The organism is Pseudomonas sp. GW822-FHT06D10, assembly GCF_058799535.1.
The window spans coordinates 845,275-864,386 of record NZ_JBXALN010000002.1 but is presented as its reverse complement, the minus strand read 5'-3'; the positions used below and the strand labels follow the sequence as shown (position 1 = coordinate 864,386).

General features: G+C 61.6%; 8 protein-coding genes and 2 pseudogenes. 2 read left to right on the top strand and 8 right to left on the bottom strand.

Annotation, left to right across the window (positions count from 1 at the left end; translation table 11 throughout):
- The first annotated feature begins 113 nt into the window (after positions 1-113).
- Both AC1RL5_RS09520 and AC1RL5_RS09515 read left to right on the top strand, forming a co-directional pair.
- Positions 114-563, top strand: coding sequence for a PaaI family thioesterase (locus AC1RL5_RS09520; protein ID WP_015634532.1), 450 nt, complete (start codon positions 114-116; stop codon positions 561-563).
- A 158-nt stretch (positions 564-721) separates the two neighbouring features.
- Entirely contained in the window at positions 722-1,510 is a 789-nt protein-coding gene (locus AC1RL5_RS09515; RefSeq protein ID WP_015634531.1) for an IclR family transcriptional regulator, read from the top strand.
- A gap of 379 nt (positions 1,511-1,889) precedes the next feature.
- Here AC1RL5_RS09515 and AC1RL5_RS09510 read toward each other — a convergent pair.
- The 8 genes and pseudogenes from AC1RL5_RS09510 to AC1RL5_RS09475 all read right to left on the bottom strand — a co-directional run.
- A pseudogene (locus AC1RL5_RS09510) lies at positions 1,890-3,323 on the bottom strand (two-partner secretion domain-containing protein); the annotation flags it as partial.
- Between the two features lie 318 nt (positions 3,324-3,641).
- Positions 3,642-6,038, bottom strand: a pseudogene (locus tag AC1RL5_RS09505) (two-partner secretion domain-containing protein); the annotation flags it as partial.
- Positions 6,039-6,349: 311 nt separating this feature from the next.
- On the bottom strand, positions 6,350-9,340 hold the full coding sequence (locus tag AC1RL5_RS09500) for a two-partner secretion domain-containing protein (protein ID WP_492589265.1): 2,991 nt from the start codon (positions 9,338-9,340) through the stop codon (positions 6,350-6,352).
- Between the two features lie 143 nt (positions 9,341-9,483).
- On the bottom strand, positions 9,484-10,626 hold the full coding sequence (locus tag AC1RL5_RS09495; RefSeq protein WP_239690660.1) for a fimbrial protein: 1,143 nt from the start codon (positions 10,624-10,626) through the stop codon (positions 9,484-9,486).
- A gap of 217 nt (positions 10,627-10,843) precedes the next feature.
- Positions 10,844-13,903, bottom strand: coding sequence for a two-partner secretion domain-containing protein (locus AC1RL5_RS09490; RefSeq protein WP_072451029.1), 3,060 nt, complete (start codon positions 13,901-13,903; stop codon positions 10,844-10,846).
- A 75-nt stretch (positions 13,904-13,978) separates the two neighbouring features.
- Positions 13,979-15,730, bottom strand: coding sequence for a ShlB/FhaC/HecB family hemolysin secretion/activation protein (locus AC1RL5_RS09485; RefSeq protein WP_492589264.1), 1,752 nt, complete (start codon positions 15,728-15,730; stop codon positions 13,979-13,981).
- A complete protein-coding gene (locus AC1RL5_RS09480; RefSeq protein ID WP_492589263.1) occupies positions 15,705-16,463 on the bottom strand; it encodes a fimbria/pilus periplasmic chaperone in 759 nt (252 codons plus the stop codon). Before AC1RL5_RS09480 ends, AC1RL5_RS09485 begins: the two co-directional genes overlap by 26 nt.
- Entirely contained in the window at positions 16,463-19,039 is a 2,577-nt protein-coding gene (locus AC1RL5_RS09475) for a fimbria/pilus outer membrane usher protein (protein WP_158267415.1), read from the bottom strand. The genes AC1RL5_RS09480 and AC1RL5_RS09475 overlap by 1 nt, the downstream gene beginning before the upstream one ends.
- Between the last annotated feature and the right edge of the window lie 73 nt (positions 19,040-19,112).

Sequence of the window (19,112 nt, the reverse complement as noted above, 5' to 3'; positions counted from 1 at the left end):
TCAACGAGCCATTTGCCCTGCGAAACACAATCAGAACAATCACTGCTACCTGGCCACGGGGAACACCTGCCCTCCAGGACACCCGACCGGGACTGACCCAAGAGCCATCGCCCATGAGTGCCGTACCCGAAGTTTCGATGCTGCAAGGCCTGTTCAGCGGATTCGCGGCCCATCTCGGGTTGAACCTGCGGGAATATCAGCAGGCGCAAACCGTCATCGCGGTCACCGTCCAGCCTCATCACCTCAACCAGGCCGGCAATCTGCACGGTGGTGTCATCGCCTCCCTGGCCGACACCGCCATGGGCATGAGCGGCACCTGGCATGCCGACCCCGCCCAGTGGCGGCTGGCCCTGACCCTGTCCCTGAACATCAACTACATGGCGGCGATCCCACCGGCCACCGAGGTCCGGGCCGTGGCCCGCCTGCGTGGCGGCGGGGCCAAGATATTCATGGCCAGCTGCGACCTGCTGGATGCCCAGGACCGCCTGCTGGCCAGCGCCGAAGGGGTGTTCAAGCGCGGCCGCCTGCGCGCGGCAGCCACTGAGGTTGTGGCGTGCCCTTGATTGGCCGGTGACGGCGTCAGGAACGGAATCGGGTTTCGTCAGGGAATCGCAGATTTCAATTGCGGCGGTTCCGGGATAACATTTTTCCTTTGTTTCCACGAATCCGCTGCGTGGTCAACTGGCATTGCGCCCGGCACCAGCCCCTACCGGAAGACCCCATGCAAGACCCGAACGACTCCCCGGAACAAGCGCCCAAAGACCGTAAGTTCGTCGAAGCCCTGGCCCGAGGCCTGGAAGTCCTGCGGGCCTTTACCCACGGTCACGCGGTACGCGGCAACCAGGACATCGCGCGCATCACCGGCCTGCCCAAGCCCACGGTGTCGCGCCTGACCTACACCCTGACGCAGCTGGGCTACCTCAAGTACAACCAGGACCTGGAGAAGTACCAGCTGGATTCAGCGGTACTGGCCCTGGGCTACGCCTACTCCGCCAGCCTGCGGGTGCGCCAGCTGGGCAAGCCGTTCATGGACGAGTTCTCGCGCCGCACCAACACCACCGTCAGCCTGACTTGCCGCGATCGCCTGTCGATGATCCACGTCGACAGCAGCCGCCCGCCGGAAGTCGCCAGCCTGCGCATGGAGCCGGGGCTGCGCCTGCCCCTGGCCACCAGCGCCGCCGGGCGCGCCTACCTGGCCGCCACGCCGAAAATCGAGCGTGACCACCTGTTGGGGGAAGTGGCGAAAAAGCTCGGTGATGAATGGCCTGCCCTGGAAAAATCCCTGGAAGACTCCTTCCGTGAATACGAAGAGTTCGGCTTCTGCCTGTCACTGGGCGAGTGGGACCGCAACGTCAACGGTGCCGGCGTGCCACTGCGCCTGGCCGACGGCAGCATCATGGCCCTGACCTGCGGCGCCCCGAGCTTCCAGCTTTCCAGCGAAAAACTCGAAAGCTCCCTGGCCCACCAACTGGTGATGCTGGCGCGGGACCTGGAAAGCCTGGGCGTCTGAGCCCATCATCGCGGATGGCCGGGCGTGAGTCCCTGGCCATCGACAGCGCCCCATCTGGCTGATGATCGTAGCTTTCGAGCAGCTGTCGATCAGCGACAACGGCTCACAGCTGGCTCATATAGCAGACAGTGGCTGGCGGCCAATTCCATGCATGATCGGATGAACTATCGATAAAAAAAGTTGCTTTCTTGTGCAGAAAAAACGGCGTTTTTACTTGACGGCTTGACCTTGGGCACAGGGCCGGGCCTGTTGACTGATAGCCGGCTTGAAGCTACAGGTCTCAGGGTAATCAGGATTTGGCCTGACGCTCCTGAAACCTGCACCTCCTCGGTACTAGCGGAGACTCTTCATCAGTTGCCCATCAATTGGGAACATAGAAACCATTGACGCTTTTCCAGAAACCATAGCCGGACCAATCGAACGAGCCATTCGGACTCAAGACGATACCCTTCCCGTGCTTCAGATCAAGGCTGCTATAGACGCCGGAAATTTCCGAGTGACTGTTGAAAACAATGCGGTCCTTGGCATTGAGTTCGATTCGAGCCATGTCCCCCTTGGCTGCCAGCTTGGCATTGAGCTGAATGTCCTTGGCCGACGAGAGGGTCAATCGATTACCGCTGTTCCAACTGATTGGTGAATTCAACACCACATCCCCCTTGCTGGTGGCCAACTCGATATTGGTCGTACCCAGGTTTCTCGACAGGATATCGCCATGATTCGCCCCAACGTACTCAGCTAAGGGCCCGCCAATCTCCAAGCGCTCCGCTCCGATCTTCCAGGTTCCCGTCTGGCCGTTTTTAGCCTGGGTGTCGACCAAAGCGGAGCTTGTCAACACGGTCATCGCGCCACGGGTTTCGATCACTCCACCGTTACCCTCTCCTGGAGCCCCGGCCTTCAATAAGCCGCCGACGTTGACCACACCCACAGCACCACCGTCCAGGGTAATGCGACCGGTCTTTTGCGACAGGGTATTGGCTTCGATGGTGCCGCTGTTGTTGACCACCAGCCCGAACATCGAGCCAGAACTCTTGGCAGTCATCAGCACCTGCCCACCATCGGCCATGATCAGGCCGTTATTGTCTACCAGCGCATCGATCGCGGCGCCATCCACTTGCAGACTCAGTAGGTTGTCGTGGTCAAGGCTGACTTTGAACGCGTTACCCGCGCCCAATACCACACGGCCGTTCTGCGCCTGGATGGTGCCGTCGTTGACAACGTTCGCGGCCAAGAGCGCAACGTTGCCGCCGTCAGCGGCGATGATCTGGCCGCGATTGACGATTGCTGCGTTGGAGGTACCGGAGAACTGATAGTTGCCGGCGTTGAACTGCTTATTGCTGATACCTTGAGTGGAGGCCACCAGACCGCCGACATTCACTTGCGCTCCCTGGCCGAAGACCACACCGTTGGGGTTGATCAGGAACACTTGACCATTGGCTTTGATCGTCCCCTGGATATCAGTGCCATTGGCACCCATCACCCGGTTCAAGGCGATCGAAGTACTGGTGGGCTGATTGAAGGTCACCGATTGACCGGTTTGAACACTGAAGTCGTTCCAGTTGGTAATCAGCTTGTTGGTGTTCTGACTAATCAACATGTGATCGCCCTGGGTCGAAATATCCGCGCTCCCGGACACCACCGCGCCCCCTGTCGGCAAGGCAAATGCCGATGGCAGGCACGCCAGGGCAAGAACACTGGCTGCGGCCACAATCAAGCCTTTGCCAGCCCCCGAACGACGATGGCGGCGAGCGCCTTCGTGAGCCACATTCCAGCGGCCCTGGGCCTGGTTCCATACCAATGCATAAATCTTGTTCATCTGAAACTCCTGTAATTTTGAACAACGCCCTACAGACACTTGTAAGGCGGCACAGCGTCTGCTGGGTACAACACCCCAACAGAAATACACTTGAGCACTTGCACCAACGCGCTTCATCTCTCAGCTTTCGCCGATTGACTCGATGGGTAGTTGGGTCAGGAGATTGATCGAGACGGCTTGGTCTTGCCCGCTGCGTGGGGCCTGTTGACTGATAGCCGCCTTGAAGTGGCGGGTCCCAGGAACGCCAGGGTGTTGGACTGACGTTCCTGGAATATTTACATCCCCGGTATCAGCGGGTGCTCCTCATCACTTATCCAGCACGTTCTTACCGACCAGGCTGCCGACGTTCGAGACGAATTGCGTGTTTAGCCGACCCGTGGCCTTGACGTTCCTCAGAACACTGTTCTGGTTGAGCCCCACCAGACCACCGGCGGTGTTCATCCCTAAACCACTTACCATTCCACTGGCTGACGAGTCAGTGATCTGGCTGGAGTTGTTGAAACCCACCAACCCCCCTACGTGGTTTCCGAAATACCCAACTACGTGGCTTGAAGAGTTGGAGCGCAGGATGCTGCCATCCTGGTTGTAGCCCACCAGGCCACCCAGGTTCCGAAGGGCGTGGTAACTATTCTGATCCATCGCCACCACTCCCGAGCTTGAAGAGTCGCTGATCGAGCCGCCCCGGTTGACACCCACCAAGCCGCCCATACCAACCACTGCACTGCCGCCCATGGTGCCCCCGACTCGGACATTGGCATGGCTCTCAGTCACCGAGCCCGTGTTCAGGCCCACCAGGCCACCGGATGCCGAACTGAAGGTATTGCCAACCACCGAACCGCTAACCGATGAACCATCGACGGAACCGCCATGGTTGCCCCCCACCAGCCCACCGATCAGGTTCTCCTGATTATCGAGGGCCAGTACCTGGAGATTGCTGGCCTGGACGTTGCTAATACTCCCGCTGTTGCTGCCAACCAGACCACCGACTGCACTAGCACCCTGGGCATTGGCTGCCCCCTTGATGGTGAGCGAGGCGAGCTTGAGGTTGCTGATGCTGCCGGACGAACTGGCGAACAGACCGCCATTACCGCCATTACTGTTGACGGTGAAACCGCTGATACTGTTGCCCAGGCCGTTGAATACACCGGTGAACGTGTCGGCACCACCAATCGAGGTGAGGCTACCGGAGCCTTTGAGGCCAGTGCCCAGGACATAGTGGCCATCCAGGCGCTTATCGATTGCCTGCAACTGCGCAGCGTTCTGAATGACCTCGTACTTGGCCCCATTGGCGTCGAACCTGGCCCCGTTGCCGGACAGGGTCACCTGGCTGTTTTGACCCAAGGTGAAGCCAGCACCGTGGTTCAGGCCCAGGCTGCTGTCGCTCCCGGTGAGTTGCACTTTACCCTTGAGCTCAATGCGCCCATTGGCATTGAGTTCGGCCCGAGCCTTGGCCCCATTGGCTGTCAGGTTGCCATTGAGCTGAATGTCCTTGGCCGCCGAGAGAGTCAACTGATTGCCGCTGCTCCAGTTGATCGCTCCGTCCACCACGACATCACCCTTACTGCTGGCCAACTCGATATTGGTCGTCGCCAGACTCCGCGACAGGGTATCGCCATGATTGATCCCGAAGTAGTCGGCCATGGGGCCGCCAATCGCAACGTTCTCAGATTCGATCTTCCAGGTTCCCGTCTGACCATTGTTGGCCTGGGTGGAGACACGAGCGTTTTTTTGCACCCAAGTCATCCCGCCGCGGGTTTCGATCACACCACCGTTACCCTCGTCCGGGGCATTGGCCAGCAATGCACCGTCGACGTTGACCATGCCCACATCACCGCCGTCCAAGGTGATGCGACCGGCTTTTTGCGACAAGGTATTGGCTTCGATGGTGCCGGTGTTGTTGACCACCGTCTGCGTCATCGCGCCGGCACTCTTGGCGGTCATCAGAACTTGACCGCCATCGGCCTTGAGCAGACCTCCGTTGGCTACCAGAGCATTGAGCGCAGCGGAATCAATTTGCAGATCCAGCAGGTTGTTGCCGTCAAAGCTGACGGTGAACGCCTCACCCGCACCCAATGCCACACGGCCGTTTTGCGCCGTGATGGTGCCGTTGTTGAGAACATCTGCCGCCAAGAGTGCAACACTGCCACCATCAGCGGCGGTGATCTTGCCGAGGTTGACGACTCTTGCCTTGGAGGTGCCGGAGAACTGATAGTTGCCGGCATTGAACTGCTCGTTGCCGATGCCCTGTGTCGAGACCACCAGGCCGCCAACATTCACTTGAGCGTTATTGCCGAACACCACCCCGTTGGGGTTGACCAGGAACACCTGGCCGTTGGCGTTGATCGTCCCCATGATCATGCTGCCATTGACGCCGATCACCCGGTTCAGGGCAATCGAAGTATTGGTGGGCTGATTGAAGGTCACCGATTGACCGGTCTGGACATTGAAATCCTTCCAGTTGGTGATCAGCTTATCGGTGTTCTGGTTAACGGACATGTGATTGCCCTGAGTCGAAATATCCGCGCTCCCGGACACCACCACGCCCCCTGTCGGCAAGGCGAACGCCGATGGCATGCACGCCAAGGCAAGGACACTGGCTGCCGCCACAATCAAGCCCTTTCCGGAGCCCGAACGACGACGGCGGCGAGCGCCTTCGTGAGCCACATTCCAGCACCCTTGGGCCTGGTTCCATACCAACGCGTAAATTTTGTTCATGAAGATTCCTTATCGATTTATCAAAACCCTGCAAACCTTCGCAAGGCGACACAACATCTGCGGGAGCACAGCGGCTCCCGCAGAAATACGGCTAAGCACCTACGCAACCTCGGGCCTTGTATTGCGTCCGTCACAACGGGTCACTCAGAAAAAAGTGCCATGCAGCAACGGCTGACTTCCGCCAGCCGTCAGAAAGAAGAGAAAAGAGAGAAAAGAGCCAATAGCGGCCCTGGATCAGGCAGGTCTCGGTATGCCGTGCTTGCGCACGGAATACCGAGGGGGTACCCCCCCTTTGGATCAAGCGGTGCAGGTCACCAGTTGCGAGGCTCGTCCTGGTTGACGCGGGCCGCTTGATTCGATCCGCGGTCGTTGGCAATGCTTGCGTAGTTGGGCGCAATCACCTGGATATTGCCGAAGGCTGCGGATTGACGAATGTCACCCAAGTCCACCCCCGCCAAGCCGCCAAGCCGTGCATCCCGGCTGCCCGAAACCTCACCACTGGCGAGCGTGTTGACGATTCGCGCGTTGTTCTGCCCCACCAGGCCGCCGGCCTTGCTGTAACTGCCCCCGGAGACATTGCCCTTGGCCGAAGCGGTGTCGATAAGGCTGTCACCCTTGAGAACGCCATGCGTACCCACCAGACCGCCGACCGCGCTCTTGGCACCGCCACTGACATCACCACGGGCCTCGACTGACTTCAGGTCCCCGGCGTTGTAGCCGACGAGCCCGCCGACATGGCTTTGGTCCTTGCCCACGACGTTGCCCCAGGCCGTTGAATTGGCAACCAGCCCGCCCGCGTTGTAACCGACCAGACCGCCCACGTTGCTGTTGCTCGCGCCCTGAACCAGGCCGAAGGCCTCGGCAAGGCTGATGCGGCCGTCAATGTTCTTCCCCACCAGACCACCGATGTGCAGGCTGCTGCCGCCATTGACCGAACCATTGGCCGTGACGTTGTGCAACGTGCCGTCCTGGTTCAGGCCCACCAGGCCACCGGCCGTGGCAAAGCTCTTGCCCTGCAGCCCGCCGCTGGCGACAGAGTCACTGATGTGGCCCGACTCGTTGCGACCCACCAGGCCACCGGCATGGCTCGCACCATTGCCCGAGACCGCCGTCGAAGACTGGGAACCCTCGATTCGACCGCTCTGGTTGTAACCCACCAGGCCACCCAGGTTGGTGCCCTTGTAGCTGTAGCTGTCACCACTGGAAACCGTTCCCGAACTGGAGGAACCGGCAATCAGCCCTTGATGGTTGACACCCACCAACCCGCCCACACCACCCTCGGCATTGGCGGCGATGCTGGCGGTGAGCCGGACATCGGCGCTGCTGTTGGTCACGGTGCCACCACTGCCCTCCACCTGACGGTTCTCGCCCACCAGGCCACCAGCCGCCGAGGTAAAGCTATTGCCCAACACGACACCGCCCACCGACGACGCGTCGATGGAGCCGCCGGCGTTGCTGCCCACCAGGCCGCCGATCAGGTTGTCCTGCCGGCCCTTGGCATTCACCTGCAGGTTGCTGGCACTGACGTTGGCAATTTTCCCGCTGTTGCGCCCCACCAGGCCACCGACGGCACTGCTACCGGTGGCAGACGTGGCGCCGTTAATGGTCATCGAGGCCAGCTTGAGATTGCCGATACTGCCGGACGAACTGGCGAACAGCCCGCCGTCGGTACCGTTGCTGTTGACCGTCAGACCGCTGAGAGTGTTGCCCAGGCCATCGAAGATGCCACTGAAGGCCTGCAGCCCACCGATGGAGGTCAGGCGGGCGCTGCTGTTGATGGCGTTGCCCAGCACGTAGCGGCCTGCCAGGTCCTGGTCGATCGCCTGCAACTGCGTGGCGTTTTGAATGACGCTGTAGGCTTCGCCGTTGGCATCGAAGCCGGCGCCGTTGCCGGACAGAGTGACGCCGCCATTCTGGCCCAGCGCAAAGTTGCCGCCATGGTTCAGCCCGAGACTGCTGTTGCTGCCGCTCAGCGTCAGCTGACGATTGAGCTTGATGTCCCCCTGGGCGTTGAGTTCGACCCGGGCATTGGCGCCACTGGCAAACAGGCGGTCATCCAGGCGGATGTCTTGTGCCGAGGAGAGGGTCAACTGGTTACCGCTGGACCAGCGCAGCCCGTTCTCCACTGCTATATCGCCCTTGCCACTGGCCAGTTCAATATTGGTCGTGGCCAGATTGTGCGACACGGTGTCGGCATGGACGGTGTTGCTGTTGGCGGAGAAGAAGGAGCCCACCTTGACTTCGTTGCTGGTGATCTTCCAGGTGCCCGTCTGGCCATCTCTGGCCTGGGTGTCGACCTTGGTCGTCAGTTGTACCCGAGTATTGGCGCCCCGGGTCTCGATCACCCCACCATCACCCTTGCCGTCCAGTGCGCTGGCTTGCAGCGAGCCATCGACGCTGACCACGCCCACATCGCCGCCATCCAGGGTAATGCGCCCGGCTTTCTGCGACAGGGTGTTGGCTTCGATGGTGCCCTGGTTGTTGACCACTGTCTGCAGCATGGAACCTGCGCTCTTGGCGGTCATCAGCACCTGCCCGCCATCGGCCTTGAGCAGGCCGGTGCCGGTGTTGTGCACCAGCGCGTCGAGCGCTGCGCTGTCGACATGCAGGTCCAGCAGTTGGTTGTCATCGAAGCTGACAGTGAAGCCATCGCCTGCGGCCAGCGCCACACGCCCGTTCTGCGCCTTGATGGTGCCCTGGTTGGTCACCTTGGCCCCGAGCAGCGCCACACCACCGCCGTCAGCGGCAGTGATGGAGCCCTGGTTGACCACCTGCGCTGCCGAGCTGCCGGCGAACTTGTAGTTGCCGGCCTTGAAATCGGCATCGCTGATATCCCGGGTCGAAGCCACCAGGCCACCGACATTCACCTGAGCGTCCTGGCCGAACACCACGCCGTTGGGGTTGATCAGGAACACCCGGCCATTGGCGTTGATCTGTCCGTGAATCTGGCTGCCATTGACACCCACGACCCGGTTCAGGGCGATCGAAGTGCTGGAGGGCTGGTTGAAGGTCACCGACTGACCGTTCTGGACGTTGAAATCCTTCCACTGAGTGACCAGCTTGTCCGTCTGCTGATTGATGGACATGTGCTGGCCCTGGGTATGGAAATCGGCACTGCCGGACACCACCTCCCCTCCCGTGGGCAAGGCAAACGCCGAAGGCAACCCAGTCAATGCCAACAGACTGGCAACTGCCACCACCAGGCCCTTGCCGGAACCGGCACGCCGACGCCGAGCGCCTTCGTGAGTGACGTTCCAGCAACCCTGGGCCTGGTTCCATACCAATGCATAGATCTTGTTCATGAAAACTCCATATCGATTTATCTACGTACTACAAACCTTTGCAGCACGGCACTGCCGCTGAAGCGCTCGCTAGGCCTTCAAACTGGACGACGGTGTTGGGTAGAACTCGCCCACGGACGGCCCCTCTCAATCAAAGGTCGCGATCATGGGAAGGTAAAAGTGAACTCTGCAGCCCCGTTGGCAGCCCCTCCGGCGTGAACCTCCTGGTCATTACCGATGCGGATGTAGCTGGCTCGCAGGGGAATGCTTGCGCCATCGCCGATGCGCTGCATCTCGTAGCTCTGGCCGCCGTACTCGATGCGCTCCGAGGTCAGTCCATTGGTCATGACAATGCCGAACCCGCGGGTGGTGGAGTCGATCAGACCCAGCACGCCCTTGACCGAAGAGCCCCCTGACTTGTCGATAAAGCTGATGCGAGGCCGGGCCTGCATCGAACAGCGGCTCAACCCGATGCTGAAGGGAACCTCAGGCGAGGTGGCATTGACCTGGGGAAAGTCCGCCAGGGAATAGCGCCCCAGGCGCACGCCGATCTCCTTGTAGGCTTCCACCACACAGGTCTTGGGCAGCTCGATGTCCATGTTGAAGTCCAGGCCGCCCATGACCAGGCTCTTGCGGCAGCTGTAGGTCAGCGGCGGGCTGAGCTTGCCCAATTGGGATCCCAGGGTTGATTCGTTTTTTTCCAGGTCGTACGCATACAGCTGCAGGTAGGACGAGCCTGTTACCTGGGTCACTTTGAGGGTGCCCGTGGGCAACTGATCCGGCGGTACGGTCAGGATCAGCGATTGAACAATCTGGGTGACCATGGTCTGAGCGGGTAAACCGTTCTCGTAGATCAGGTCATCATTTTTTTCCAGGGCAATGGGAGAAGTGACCTGGGTCACCCGTATTCTCTCCCGTCCTTGCGGAGCTGCGTCCAGTCGCAGGCCAATGCCGGCGACATCGGTAGGCGCGGCGTCATCGGTCTGCGGCGTACCGGGGCTCCAATGTCCGGCGGTCACCAGCTCCCGCGGTTTCCCGGAGATCGCCAGGTTGAAACTGGTATGCAAGGTCACCGTACGCTCCCACAACACGGTTCCCACCGGGGTATTGGTGTTCAAGGGGTTGACCAGCCTCCAGGGGGAACCGGCCTTACTGCTGAGGTTGCAGTCCCTGGCATAACCGTTCAACCAGGCCGCTTGCGCCTCTGCGCCGCCCCAGCCGCAAAGCACCCCTGCGAGCATGACGCCATGAACCCACAGGGGCAGCGGTCTGCAATCGGCTACAAGCCTCAGCCATTGGCGAATCATCTGTCTTTCTCCCTGCTTGCACCTTGGTGATGCCGCCCCTGACAAGGGCAGCGTTGTGCACAAACGAGATGGATTGCCCAACAGTGGCCGGCTGCTTCCGGCCACCCTTAAAAGATCATCAAGGAACGAGACAAGCAGGTGCCCGTCAGCAGCCAGACTCCGGTGCGCCAGGCACACCGGAGGAACTGCCATTCCTCAGATCAGCAGGTACAGGTCATCAGTTGCGGATATCGCCCTCATTCAGGCCAACCGCTGGTACCTGGCTCGCCAGCTCCAGCGCCTCGTTGTAACGCATGTCTCCGTAGTTGACCCCGACCAGGCCACCGTAGGTCTGGTTGTTGCGCGGAACGAAGTTGATCTTGCCGGTGGCCACGGAGCTACGCAGATCGCCCATGTTCAAGCCGACCAATCCGCCCAGGCGGGCAGAGACGCCGCCGCTCACCTGACCATCGGCCAGGGAGTTGGTGATGTACGAATTGTTCTGACCGACCAGGCCGCCAACCGAACTCTGATTACCGCCCACCACGTCGCCTTTGGCCGAGGTGCTGTTAATGCGGTGATCGACAAGATCGCCATTGGTACCCACCAGACCGCCGACGTTGCTGTTGACGCCGCCGCTGACGTTACCGCTGGCCTCGGCCGAACTCAGGTCGCCGTCGTTGTAACCCACCAACCCGCCGACATTACTGATATTGCCGCCGCTGACATCGCCACGAGCCACGACATATTCAGTGCTGCCGCCAAAGTTGTGTCCGATGAGGCCGCCGACATTGCTGTTGGCACCACCGATCACATTGCCGCTCGTTTCCGCCGTGTCGATCCGGCTATCCTCGTTCTTGCCCACCAGCCCGCCAATGTTGGTGCCGGTGGAGTCAGTGACCGTGCCAGTGGCCTTGACGTTCGTCAGCGTGCTGTTCTGGTTCCAGCCCACCAAGCCACCTGCGGCCAGGGACGTTGCCCCCGTAACCGCACCACTGGCGCTGGAGTCGATGATGGTGCCATTTCTGTTGGTCCCCACCAGGCCACCGATGCGGCTGGCGGCATAACCCCAGACATTGACCGAGGAACTGGTGTTCTCAATCCGGCCGCCTTGGTTGTAGCCCACCAGCCCACCCAGGTTCGGGTCTATGTAAGGTGGGCGAACGGGTGGGTTAACGGGTGGGCGGAAACCAGTTCCGATCGTACCGGCACTCGAAGAACCCTTGATTTCCCCGCCCTTGTTGACCCCCACCAGGCCGCCCATGCCACCCACTTCACTGAGCTGTACGGTGCCCAACACCTGCACGTCGGTGGAGCTATTGGTAATGGTCCCCACACCAGCGCGACCGACATTGTTTTCGCCTACCAGGCCGCCCATGGCCAAGGTGTTACCGTTACCTGTCACCGTACCGGTCACCGATCCACGGTTGATGGAGCCGCCGGCGTTGACGCCGACCAGGCCACCGACGGTGTTGGTCTGATTGCTGTTGGCGTTCACGGCCAGGTTGATGCCACTGACGTTTTCGATGAGGCCAGTGTTCTCGCCCACCAAGCCACCAATTTTTCCGAAGCCGGAGCTGGAGGTGGTGCCGTTGATTTTCATCGACGCCAGCTTGAGGTTGCTGATACTGCCGGATGATCGGCCGAACAGACCACCGTAAGGCCCATCGGTATTGACGGTGAAACCACTGATGGTGTTGCCCAGGCCCTCGAAGATTCCGCTGAACTGTTTGTTGCCACCAATGGTCTTGATGATGCCGGTGCCCTTGATGTCATTGCCTAGTACATACAGGCCACCGAGGTTGGTGCCGATCGCCTGCAACTGCGTATCGTTCTGGATCACTGTGTACAAGTCACTATTGACATCGAACGAGGCGCCGCTGCCGGACAGGGTGACCTGGCCGTTCTTGCCCAGGGCATAGCTGTTGCCGTAGTCCAGGCCGAGGCTGCTGTTGGTACCGGTCAGTGCTATCGCGCCGTCGAGCTTGATGTCCCGATCGGCCTGGAGCTCGATACGGGCGCCTGCACCAGTAGCCGTCAGTTTTTTGTTGAGATTGATGTCCTGGGCCGACGCGACGCTCAATTGATTGCCGCTGGTCCAGTTGATGTCACCGTCGATCGAAACGTTGCCGGACTTGCTGCTCAACTCGACGTTGGTGGTCGACAGGTTATGCGACAGGGTATCGGCATAGACATTGTTGCTGCCGGGAGTGGAGGTTGGGCTGACATTGACATCAGTGGAACTGATCTTCCAGGTACCGGCCCTGCCGTTGGTGGCCAGGGTGTTGACCCGGGCGGCCAGTTGCACCTTGGTGTTGGCGCCCTTGGTTTCCACTACGCCCCCATCACCGATCGAAGCTAGAGCGCTGGCGCTCATCGAACCACCGACGTTGACCACGCCTACATCACCACCGTCCAGGGTAATCTTGCCGGCCTTGCGCGACAGGGTATTGGCTTCGATGGCGCCCTGGTTGTTGACCACGGTCTGCAGCATCGAGCCTGCGCTCTTGGCGGTCATCAATACCTGCCCGCCGTCGGCCTTGAGCAGCCCGCCGTTGCTCACCAGCGCATCGATCGCCGCGGCATCGACTTTCAGGTCCAGCAGGTTGTTGCTGTCGAAGCTGACGGTGAACTCGTTGCCGCCACCCAGGGCCACGCGGCCCTTTTGTGCCTTGATGTCGCCTTCGTTGCGCACGGTCTTGCCGATCAGCGCCACGCTGCCGCCATCGGTGGCGGTAATCATGCCGTTGTTGACGATTTCAGCCTGCGAGGTCCCGGCAAACCTGTAGTTGCCGGCGGTGAAGTTGGCATCCGTGATGTTCTGGGTCGAAGCCACCAGGCCGCCGACGTTGACCTGGGCGTTGTTGCCGAATACCACCCCGTTGGGGTTGATCAGGAACACCAGGCCGTTGGCATTGATCTGCCCCTGGATGTTACTGCCATTGACGCCAATTACCCGGTTCAGGGCCACCGAGGTCTTGGTCGGCTGGCTGAAGGTCACCGTCTGGCCACGGTTCACGCTGAAGTCGTTCCAGTTGGTGATCAGCTTGTCGGAGTGCTGGTTGATCGACATCTGCTTGCCATTGTCGAACGTCAGGATGTCCGCCGTGCCGGAGACCACCGTGCCTCCCGTCGGCAACGCGAAGGCCACAGGCAGAACACCAATGCCCAGTAGCCCGGCCACCATCACCACCAGGCCCTTGCGTGTTCCGGAGCGGCGACGACGGCGTGCACCCTCGTCGGTCACACTCCAGCAGCCCTGGGCCTGATTCCACACCAATGCATAAACCTTATTCACGTTGACTCCTTATCTACTTATTAACGCCCTGCAACCTAAGCAGGACGGCACCCACTCCGAAGCACACGCAGGCCTTCAGAAATACTGTGTCGCGCTGGCCCAGATCCGCGGCGTGCGCTCGGGCCCGCTGCCTTCCTGGTTGTTGTCCAGGGCCCAGGCACTGGTCACGCTGATTTGTTGCGATGGACCGCTCCAACTGGCACCCACACCGGCGCCCGACAACTGGCGGCGGTTCTCGTCGTGGATCCAGGGGCTCTTGTTGACCTGCACCGCGCCGTGGTCGACAAACGCCTTGAGCTGCCAGCGCGGGGCCAGGAGAAAGCGCAGTTCCAGGCTGGCCTGCCAGCCCTGGTCGCCACTGCTGGTCCCCTGGGGATAGGCGCGCACATCGAAGGGACCGCCGATGCCGAATTTTTCCGAGCTGTCCAGGTTGGTCGAGGACCATTGGCCGTTGAACTGGCCATAGAGCTGAAAGCGCGGGCTCAGGTACTGCAGGCGCGCGGCATTGAGGTTGAGCTTCTGAAAGCCACCGTTGGTGCCGGCCGTGAAATGGTCGCGCCACTGGTCCATCGGGTCGTCGATGCTCAACCGGCCACTGCCGTAGGTGAGGTAGAAGAAGTTCTGCCCGCCGCCGAGAAGGCTGTCCTGGGAGTTGCCGTTGAGGCTCAGGCTCCACAGTTCCACATGCTTCTGGCTGCTGACTTCGAACAAGTCGATGTCGTCCCGCAGGCGCTTGTCCTCGTACTGCAACTGGGCGCTGAGGTCGAAGGTGCGGCTGCGAATCAGCGGCTGAGTGATGAAGACACTGCCGATGCTCGCCTGGCCGTGGGCCTCCAGGACCTCGAAGTCCCGGCTCAGCTCATAGTTCATCCGCGAATAGGCAACGCCCACACTGGTGGACCAGGGGCCCAGGGGAAGCTTGTAGGCGGCGCGGTAGTAGCGCTGGTCCTCGTCGCTGCCGAGCAGGCGCAGGTTGAACTGATCGCCCAGGCGCAAGGGGTTGTTGAGGTTGAGGCTGCCCCCCAGGCGGTATTCGCCGGTGTAGTAGCCGCCGAAGTTGTCGGCTTCCAGGGTGCCGCTGGCCCAGGGCCCGGGCTGCGCATTGACCAGCAGGTCGGTGGTGCCGCGCTGCTCGCCGGCACTGAGGGTACCCTTGACCCGGACCCCGGGAAGGTCGCTCAACAGCAGCAGGCTGCGTTCAAGATCTTCACTGCGGACCGCGGTATCGCTGTGCAGTGACGACAGTGGGGCTGTGATCACCGAGTTCAGGGCCCGGGACTGGTTGTTCACTTGAATACGACCGTAACGACCTTCCATGACCTCGATACGCACCACGCCGTCCTCGATGTCCTGGGCCGGCAGGAAGGCCCGGGCCAGCATGTAGCCCTGGCCCTGGTAATAGGTCGTCAGGCGCTCGGCGGCCGCGCGCAGCTGGTTCAGGTCCAGCTCCTGGCCCTTGAGGTCCGCCAGCAGAGCTTGCAGCGTCTCGTTGCTGAACACCTGGTTGCCGACGATCACGAAGTCGTTGACCTGCAAGCGGATGCCAGAGGTGTCCGTAGCCTGGGCAGGGGCACTCGGCGGCTTCGCCGGCAGGTCCAGCTCCGGTGCCGGCTGCTCCGGCAAGGCCGGTTGCGTGGCCTCGATGTCGCGCATCGCCTGTCCGGCGTTGGGCACATATACCGCGGCAGTTGCCACAGTGGGCAGCATCAGCAGCAAGCCCAGGCAGCCCCCGAACAATCGCTGCCAGCGCCGTTCAAGGCGCCCCGCAAGCGAGCTGTTCGATGGCTTGCCCAAGGCAACTTCAATCTTGTATCCGCGCACTTCCACTCAGCGTCTCCCCGCTGTCAGTTGCCACTTGGTAATGAACCACCGCCTGATCCGGGGTAATTCCCTGCATGTCGGGCAGAGCGATCCGCGCCGAGCCAAAGGGCTCCACGGTGATCCCCTGCAAGGTGATCGAACGGGCGCCGCCGCCCAGCTCCAGCCCGGCGAAGGACACGTAGTACGGGGTCGGGTTGCCGGCCCGCAGCGCCGCGCCGCCCTGCCCCGCCGCCACAAGGCTCCAGCGCAACTGGCGGACCGCTTCGTCAGCCTTGCCGGACAAGCTCTGGGGGCGGTACAGCAGCTTCATGCGCATGCGCGATGCCAGCCGCAGCAGGTTGTCCCTCTCTGCCGCCCGGGGCGGTACTTCAAGAAAGTTGATCCAGAACACCGACTCCCGATCGCCGGGCAATGGCTCGCCGCTGTAGCGCAGGACCAGAGCTGTGTTCTGCCTTGGCTCGAGCCGGGAGATGGGTGGCGACAGCACGAACGGCACCACCAGGGCGCTGGGATCGGCCTCGGCGTCGCCCTTGTCCAGCCAGGCCTGCAACAGGATCGGCGCACGGCCGCTATTGCCGACCCGGATGCTGATAGCCGGCTTGCCGGCGGGATAAATGAAGCGTGTGCCGACAATCGACAGGTCGGCCTGGGCCCAGCCGCTGGACAAAGCCAGCAGCCCCAGCAGCCACCGGCAACCACGCTGGGAGCAAAGACAGCCATATCCGCCTTGATAGCCCATCAAGGCCGCTCCTCTACGGAACCTGCCGGCACCGCCCGGCAGGGGCGCTGAAGCACCACATAGCCCGTGGCGGAGGCCGGATCGCGTGGCGGCAACTGGTAGTCGATCAGGCACTGCTGATCCGGCTCCTGGCCCCATTCCACGCGAATCGTGCCCTGGTCCTGCTCGGTGCGCAGCACCAGGCGGCTGCCCTGGCCCACCGCCCCCAACTCGGTACCGTCCTGGGCATCGACGGCCACGGCAGCAAACGGCAACTGCTGGCCGTCGGGCTGCTGGCTGTCGATCAGCACCGCACGAGCCCTGCGGGTCGGGTACGAAAGCATCACCACCGCCCCCGCCACCGGCGCCACATGGCGTGAGCTGAGCAGCAGCTCTACATCGTCGGCAACGCCAGTGGGGTCGATGTCCACAGTGTTCAATTGATAGGGGCTCAGGCTGGAGACCACGGCATAGCCGCTTCCATCCACCCGCGTGTCGGCATAGCCGACCCGGGCACCCTTGGCATCGGGAGCATGCACCAGGCCCGTGGTTTCACCCAGGGTCTGGGCGAAGGTCAAGCCACCCGAATGCAGCACCATGCCCCCGGAAGCCCCCAGAGACTGCTGGCGATAATCGCGGCCCTGGGAAAAGCTCGAACTCAGGGAAACCTCCGGCAGGAAATAGTTGAGGCTGGCGTTGGTCGAGGTTTCGCCCTGGCGCTGGTCATGGGCGGCGGACAACGAATAGGTGGCGTCACCATCCTTGTCCAGTACGCCGGAAATACCGCTGGTGTAGTGCGCGCCAGAACGCTTGTCATGGCTGGCGTAGCTGTTGATCGTGGTACCCCGGCGCCCTTCCCGCCCCAGGGGAATCGACAGGCTGAAGCTGAAAAACGTGTTGTCCGCCCCCGCGCCTGCCCGTGAACCACTGCTGGAAGCACGCATGCGCTGAGCCATGAAGGAGTAGCTGTTACCGCGCCACTGGTTGCTGTAGCCCATGGCGAAGTTCAGGGTCTGGCCCTGGCGATTCCAGTACTGGAGGCTGGAGCCCGTGGCATAGAGCTGCCCTGCGCCGTCGCCCAGTTGCTGGTTGATGTTGATATCCAGGCGATCACGGACCCGGGCGAGCGAGTCGACGCTCTCACCCTGGTTGAAGTGGTCCTGCAGGGTGATGGCGTCATGCAGGCCCAGGTAACCGCTGGTGGAATAGCGGTAGGCCAGCAATGAGAAGTTGGTCCCGCTGTTGGGCAGGTTCTTGCTGTAGGACAGGCGCACGCTTTGGCCCTGCATGCTGCCGCCCCGGGGCAGCTCGGTTCTGGCCTGGGTCAGGTCCAGCCCGAAAGCCCCGAGGGAGGTATTCAGTGCGCTGCCGATCAGCGCCGACATGTAGCTACCGGTGAGTGCCGTGCCGGCATAACCGGTCAATTGGTTATCCAGACCGTAGTGCAGCGTGCCCTGGGCCACATATTGCTCGCTTCCACCGAGCCCGGGGTTCGCCACCTTGCCCGCCGTAAGGCTGTAGCGTGAGGTGCCGGGGCGCAGGGTTTGCACGGTGGTGGCAAAAGGTACGGTAAAGCGGCTGGTCTGGCCGTTGGCCTCGGTGACCGTCACGTCCAGATCGCCACCAAAGCTTGCCGCTTGCAGATCGGAAATCTCGAATGGCCCCGGTGCAACGGAGGTTTCATAGATCATGTAGCCGCGCTGATAGACCGAGACCTTGGCATTGGTGCTGGCCGTGCCGCGGATCTGCGGTGCGTAGTAGCGCTGGCTCTCGGGCAGCATGCGCGGATCGCTGGCCAGCCGGACACCGCGAAACGATACCGAGTCGAACAGATCGGCTTCGGTCGCGCTCTCTCCCACCAGCAACTGCGAGTGCCAGGCTGGCAGGTCGGTCTGGGCATAGATGTAACCGCGCTGATAATGGCCGCCCAGGTCCGGTGACCAGGTGGCGGTGCCGCTGTGACGCAGACGCCAGTCACCCAGGTTGAACCCCAGGTTGAGCCCGGCATAGCCATCGGTCTGGCTTCGCCCATTGCTCTGGGAACTGAACAGGCTGGTGTTGTAGTTGAGCGTGGCTGCGGACACGCCGTAATCCCAGCTCGCCGGATCGACATAGGTTTTCGACAGGTTCTGCTGCAGGAAAAGCTGCGGCACCGACAACTCGATCTTCTGTTCCGCAATTTTGACGCGGGTGGTCGCGCCTGGGATGTAGCTGCCCAGGTCGCCGCAAAACAGCCCATCACCCATGAGAGGGTGAAAGGAACCGGTGCCCAGGCTCTCATCGATCTTTTTCAAGTCGATACCCAACTGCTGCAACAACGAACGGTCGTAGCACGGCTGGCTGCCCTGGGGGTCATCGCTGGCGCGGAACTGGATTTCCTGCAACGCCCGCCACTGGCTGCTCACCAGCACATCAAGCAAGTACTTGCCGGGCGCGACATAACCCAATTGTTGAAAGCGCGAGGTATCGATGGGAGTGCCCTTACCTTGAAATAGCATCTGGCTGTCGAACAACACATCCTGGCTGGAGCCTGTATCCGCTGCCGTCTCCGGCCCAATGCCGCCCTGGTCAGCCACCAGCACCATGGAATTGCTCATCAGCACCGCCGCCAGACACAGTGACTGCGTCGCCGGAACCCGTCTGCGGCCGGATGAAAGCCCAGAACAGTCC

Coding starts and splice junctions, on each gene's coding strand:
- AC1RL5_RS09520 (WP_015634532.1), top strand. CDS start 114: ATGAGTGCCGTACCCGAAGTTTCGATGCTGCAAGGCCTGTTCAGCGGA.
- AC1RL5_RS09475 (WP_158267415.1), bottom strand. CDS start 19,039: ATGAGCAATTCCATGGTGCTGGTGGCTGACCAGGGCGGCATTGGGCCG.
- AC1RL5_RS09500 (WP_492589265.1), bottom strand. CDS start 9,340: ATGAACAAGATCTATGCATTGGTATGGAACCAGGCCCAGGGTTGCTGG.
- AC1RL5_RS09495 (WP_239690660.1), bottom strand. CDS start 10,626: ATGATTCGCCAATGGCTGAGGCTTGTAGCCGATTGCAGACCGCTGCCC.
- AC1RL5_RS09515 (WP_015634531.1), top strand. CDS start 722: ATGCAAGACCCGAACGACTCCCCGGAACAAGCGCCCAAAGACCGTAAG.
- AC1RL5_RS09480 (WP_492589263.1), bottom strand. CDS start 16,463: ATGGGCTATCAAGGCGGATATGGCTGTCTTTGCTCCCAGCGTGGTTGC.